General features: G+C 61.4%; 3 protein-coding genes. 1 reads left to right on the forward strand and 2 read right to left on the reverse strand.

The genetic code is table 11. From position 1 onward, the window contains the following. Positions 1–149: 149 nt before the first annotated feature. Both BOP96_RS29005 and BOP96_RS29010 read right to left on the reverse strand, forming a co-directional pair. Entirely contained in the window at positions 150–1283 is a 1134-nt protein-coding gene (locus BOP96_RS29005) for a catalase family protein (protein ID WP_032901960.1), read from the reverse strand. Between the two features lie 29 nt (positions 1284–1312). Then, the gene (locus BOP96_RS29010; RefSeq protein ID WP_073454710.1) at positions 1313–3121 is read right to left on the reverse strand and encodes a di-heme-cytochrome C peroxidase; all 1809 of its coding nucleotides are present in this window, start codon (positions 3119–3121) and stop codon (positions 1313–1315) included. Between the two features lie 247 nt (positions 3122–3368). On the opposite strand from BOP96_RS29010, the gene BOP96_RS29015 reads away from it, so the two are divergent. Next, complete coding sequence (locus BOP96_RS29015; RefSeq protein ID WP_003190133.1) at positions 3369–4109, forward strand: FKBP-type peptidyl-prolyl cis-trans isomerase; 741 nt, start codon at positions 3369–3371, stop codon at positions 4107–4109. Positions 4110–4537: the final 428 nt, after the last annotated feature.

Genomic DNA, 4537 nt, shown 5'->3' on the forward strand with positions numbered 1-4537 from the left:
GGTTAGAATACCGGCCTGTCACGCCGGGGGTCGCGGGTTCGAGTCCCGTCCGCTGCGCCATATTCGGTCACCTGGAACGCTGAACGCCAGGTAGCCATAAGAAACCCGCTCATTGAGCGGGTTTTTTTTCGCCTGCGATTTAACGCACCTTACGGCGCGTTGCGGCTGTGGCGGTAATCGCTCACGGCTTCGTACACCGCTTTGCGTAGTCGGTTGATCCCGCCGATGGGGCGGTGCGCTTCCAAACCGAACCAGGGGTTGAACGACTGGTTATCGCACGCCAGGTTCTGCGCCGGCGTGTCGAAGTCCTGGGCGGGAATCCTGACCTTGGCCACCGTTTCATACGGCGCGTCGCTTTCCTTCCACTCGATGCTGGTGTCTTCGATGGGCATGAAGGCCTGCGGGTTTTGCCGCTGGATCTGCAGCACAAAACACGCGTCTACGCGGTCGGTGGACAGTTGCTGGTTGAGCGCGCTGCGCAGGAAGTTGGGCAGGTCCTGGTTCTGTTTGGGCAACACATAATCCGGGCAGCTTTGCGGGTCGGGCGCCACGCGAAACTTGGCGTTGGCCGCGCCAAACTTATAAGGCGACACTGAAAAGTAAGTCGTCTGCGTCGGGCTGGCCGGGGCGGGCGCCAGGGTTGCCAGGGCGATAAACAAGTGACGCACTTGCCAGCTGCGCGGGTCGAGCTTGGGAAAGAACGCCAGGACCTTCTTGCCATCCGCTTGCGCACCGATGTTCTGCGCGTATTCCGCGACATCGCTGACAAAGAAGTTCGGATGGCTGAACATCACGAAATCCTGCTCGGTGCGCGCTTGCTGGTCGGCCATCAGTTGCTTGCCCGGCACATCCAACAGCTTGATCGCCATGCCGCGGGCATCGCGGATGCTATCGAATTGCGGGTAGGCGTTGCCGTTGGACAGGCGCATCGTCGCCTGCCAGGTCTTGCCCGGCTCGGCGAACACACCCTGGCGCAAGGCCGGGTCGAGATCCGCCAGAACGCTGACCTCGGCTTTCACGCACCCATGGGCCTTGGCATGGGCATCGCGCAGGTAGCGAGTGCCTTCGCGATGCTGGTCAACGATGCGCACGGCGGTCTGGATGATGCCTTGGGTCATCGCCGCCTCACCCGGCGGGATCTGTTCCTTCACCGACACCGGGCCCCTGTGCTGCCAGGCGAACCAGGCCGTGGCCAACACCCAGCCCAGCAGGCCCAGGCCCAGCAGCCACAGCAGGGTTTTGCCCACAAAGGCGCCAAGGCGCAGCCAGAGACGAGCAAGCATGGAGCGGTCCTTGTTTTGCGATCGGATAATCATGGCAGTTGTTGCTCCAGCGGGCCGCCCAGCACTTTGAGGTATTCGAGCAGCGCCCAGCGTTCCTGCGGCAGCAGGCCACGGCCGATAACGCCATTGCCACGTTCGCCGGCACGGAATTCGTGGCCGCTGTTGTGGTTGCCGGTGACTCTGGTATCGAACAGGAAGGCGTTCTTGAAGGCGGTGGTCTCAAACCCCAGGTGACGCGGGTCGTAGTTGAAGGTGCCTTTATAGAAAGTGGTGCTGCGTTCGTCCTGGGGCGAGAGCAGTTGGTAGATCGTCGGCACCGAACCGTTGTGCAGGAACGGTGGGGTGGCCCATACGCCTGCCAGTGGCCGCGCCTTATAGGCACGCAACTCGCGTACGCCGATGGGCAGGCCGAACCCGTCCAGGCCCGGGCGCTCGGCCGGGGTCACGCCCGCCGCACGGTAGGCATGCTCTTCGACGAAGGCGGTGACATAGGCCAGGCCTTGGGCCACCGACATTTTTTTCAGGTCCAGCGGCGCGGTGGGGGTGGGGTGCAGTTCGACATTGAGCCGGGCCAGTTCGGCCGGGTCCCATTGCAGCGCGCTGAGGTCATAGCGTTGGTCGGCAATGTTGTTGGCTGTGCCGGGGTCGGTGCCGATGTAGTCCACCGGCAGCATTTTCAACTGCTGCACCGGTCGGCCGTTTTCTTCGGTAACGGTGGGCAGGTGGCAGCCGGCGCAGTTCTCGGCAAAGAGTGCGCGGCCCTGGGCGGCGAGGGGTTTGTCGATGGCACCGAACAAGTCTTGCGGCCAGGTCGGCGGCTTGAGCCGTTGCAGGGTTTCTTCGATCAGGTGCAGGTCGCGCACCCGTACGCTGGACGGGTAGCGGGCATCGCCCTTGAGCGGTTGCCCGGCTGCGTCGAAGAACGCCAGAGTCGCGCCTACGCCAAGGGCTTCGCCGATGTTGCGCGCCATGGGCTGCTGGGCCGAGCCATTCCACTGCACCCAGTCGAAGGTCCAGATATCCCACAACTGCGGGTAGTCAACCGGCGCATTGGCGACGCGATAATTGTCGGGAGAAATGGCGTCGCCAAAACTGGCGTTGGCGATGCGTCCAAAGGCGTCAGTACGGCCCGGGCCTTCTTCGGTGGGGTAAAGGCCACGGTGGGTGTCATTCCAGGCGACTTTGAGGAACTGGTTCAGCGATTGCTTGAAGTCCTGGCGCAGTTGATCGCGCTGGGCATCGTACTGATCCCCCAGCACCTTGTGAGCAAAGCGCTCAAACTTCCATGGGTTGTAATAGGTAGCGGCCAAGCTCGCGACCAGGGCCTGGCCGAAACTGCCACCGCGCAACGTGGGAACGCTGGAGGGCAGTACGTGTTGCGCCGAGCCACCGTCGATGCGCAGGGCCTGGCCCTTGTAGTGCAATTCGCCGGTGTGGCAGGCCGCACAGGTGATATCCAGGTACTGAGCCCTGCTGTCGGCGTTCTGGTGCCGGGCGAACCCTACTGGCAGGTTGCCAGGGTTTTGCGCGGTGGGCGTCTGCTTGGGGTCGACCAGGAAGCCAAAGCGCGCCAGGTACTCCGGCGCGGCAAAGCGTTGCTCGGAAAACGGCAGTTCCAGGGCGGTGAACCAGTCGTAGTGCAGGCCTTTTACTTGGGTGCCCTGGGGCGTGAAGTAGTAGGTCTGGCGGTCGGCGGCACTCCATTGCTCCTGATAGTGCACCTGTTTCACGGGCACGTAATCCGGCAGCTTGGGGTTGAGGGTGTAATAGAACACCACGGCCAGGATCAGGCCCAGTGCGATCAGTATCAGGAGTAAAACTCGGGAAAAAATGCGCAAGATAACTATCCTTGTCGAATTGTCGCGTTGTTATGCCACTGCGCCACAGGTGCGGCAAGTGACGATTAGCCTGCTATCAGGCGGTTCCGCGATCCGTCGCGGGCCCCCATGATAAATGGAAATGCTTTTAAACACGTGAACTTATCAGAAGTTTCCTGCTCACATGCCGGTAGCCATTGGTCGTGGCCGCCTGATAAGCTCGCGACTTTATTCGAATGCCCTTATGGCGCATGAACAAGGAAATAGCATGAAACAGCATCGGTTGGCGGCGGCGGTGGCCCTGGTTAGCCTGGTACTTGCGGGTTGTGATTCGCAGACCAGCGTAGAGCTGAAAACCCCGGCGCAGAAAGCTTCCTACGGCATCGGCCTGAACATGGGCAAGAGCCTTGCCCAAGAAGGCATGGACGACCTGGACTCCAAAGCTGTTGCCCAGGGCATCGAAGATGCCGTCGGCAAGAAAGAGCAGAAGCTCAAGGACGATGAGCTGGTTGAAGCGTTTGCCGCACTGCAAAAGCGTGCTGAAGAGCGCATGACCAAAATGAGCGAAGAGTCGGCAGCCGCTGGCAAGAAATTCCTCGAAGACAACGCCAAGAAAGACGGTGTTGTCACCACCGCTTCCGGCCTGCAGTACAAGATCGTGAAGAAGGCCGACGGCGCCCAGCCTAAGCCGACCGACGTGGTGACTGTTCACTACACCGGCAAGCTCACCAACGGCACTACCTTTGACAGCTCCGTAGATCGCGGTAGCCCGATCGACCTGCCGGTCAGCGGCGTGATCCCGGGTTGGGTCGAAGGCTTGCAACTGATGCATGTTGGCGAGAAGGTCGAGTTGTACATCCCGTCCGACCTGGCCTACGGCGCCCAGAGCCCGAGCCCGGCGATCCCGGCCAACTCGGTGCTGGTATTCGACCTGGAACTGCTGGCCATCAAGGACCCAGCCAAGGCAGAAGCGGCTGACGCACCTGCTGCACCAGCCGCCAAGAAGTAATCGGCGCCTGAACACACAACGCCCCGTCTCGACGGGGCGTTGTTGTTTTCGGGACTGTATCAAAGGATGCAAAAATCTTCTGTGGGCGCTGGCTTGTCGGGTTGCCGCATCGCTGTGATGACCGCCAGACGCTCAGCACTCCAAATGTGGGAGCTGGCTTGCCTGCGATGACGGCCTGCCAGCCTACACCTACTAACTGACACACCACGATCAACCTGTGGGAGCGGGCTTGCTCGCGAAGGCGGCCTGGCAGTCAACACAGTTGGATTGTGTACATATCCATTGCTGCGGTAACGGCCACATAGGGTTCCGCCCTGACGGCGGCTCACTTTGCAAGAGCGGCAAAGTAAGCAAAACGCTCTTGCCCCACCACTCGGCACCTCGCCTAGGCTCGGTGTGCCCGTAATCCGCCAGTGATTTGGGGGGCC

Origin of the sequence: Pseudomonas sp. FSL W5-0203, assembly GCF_001896155.1 — a bacterium.
Classification (GTDB): Bacteria; Pseudomonadota; Gammaproteobacteria; order Pseudomonadales; family Pseudomonadaceae; genus Aquipseudomonas; species Aquipseudomonas paracarnis.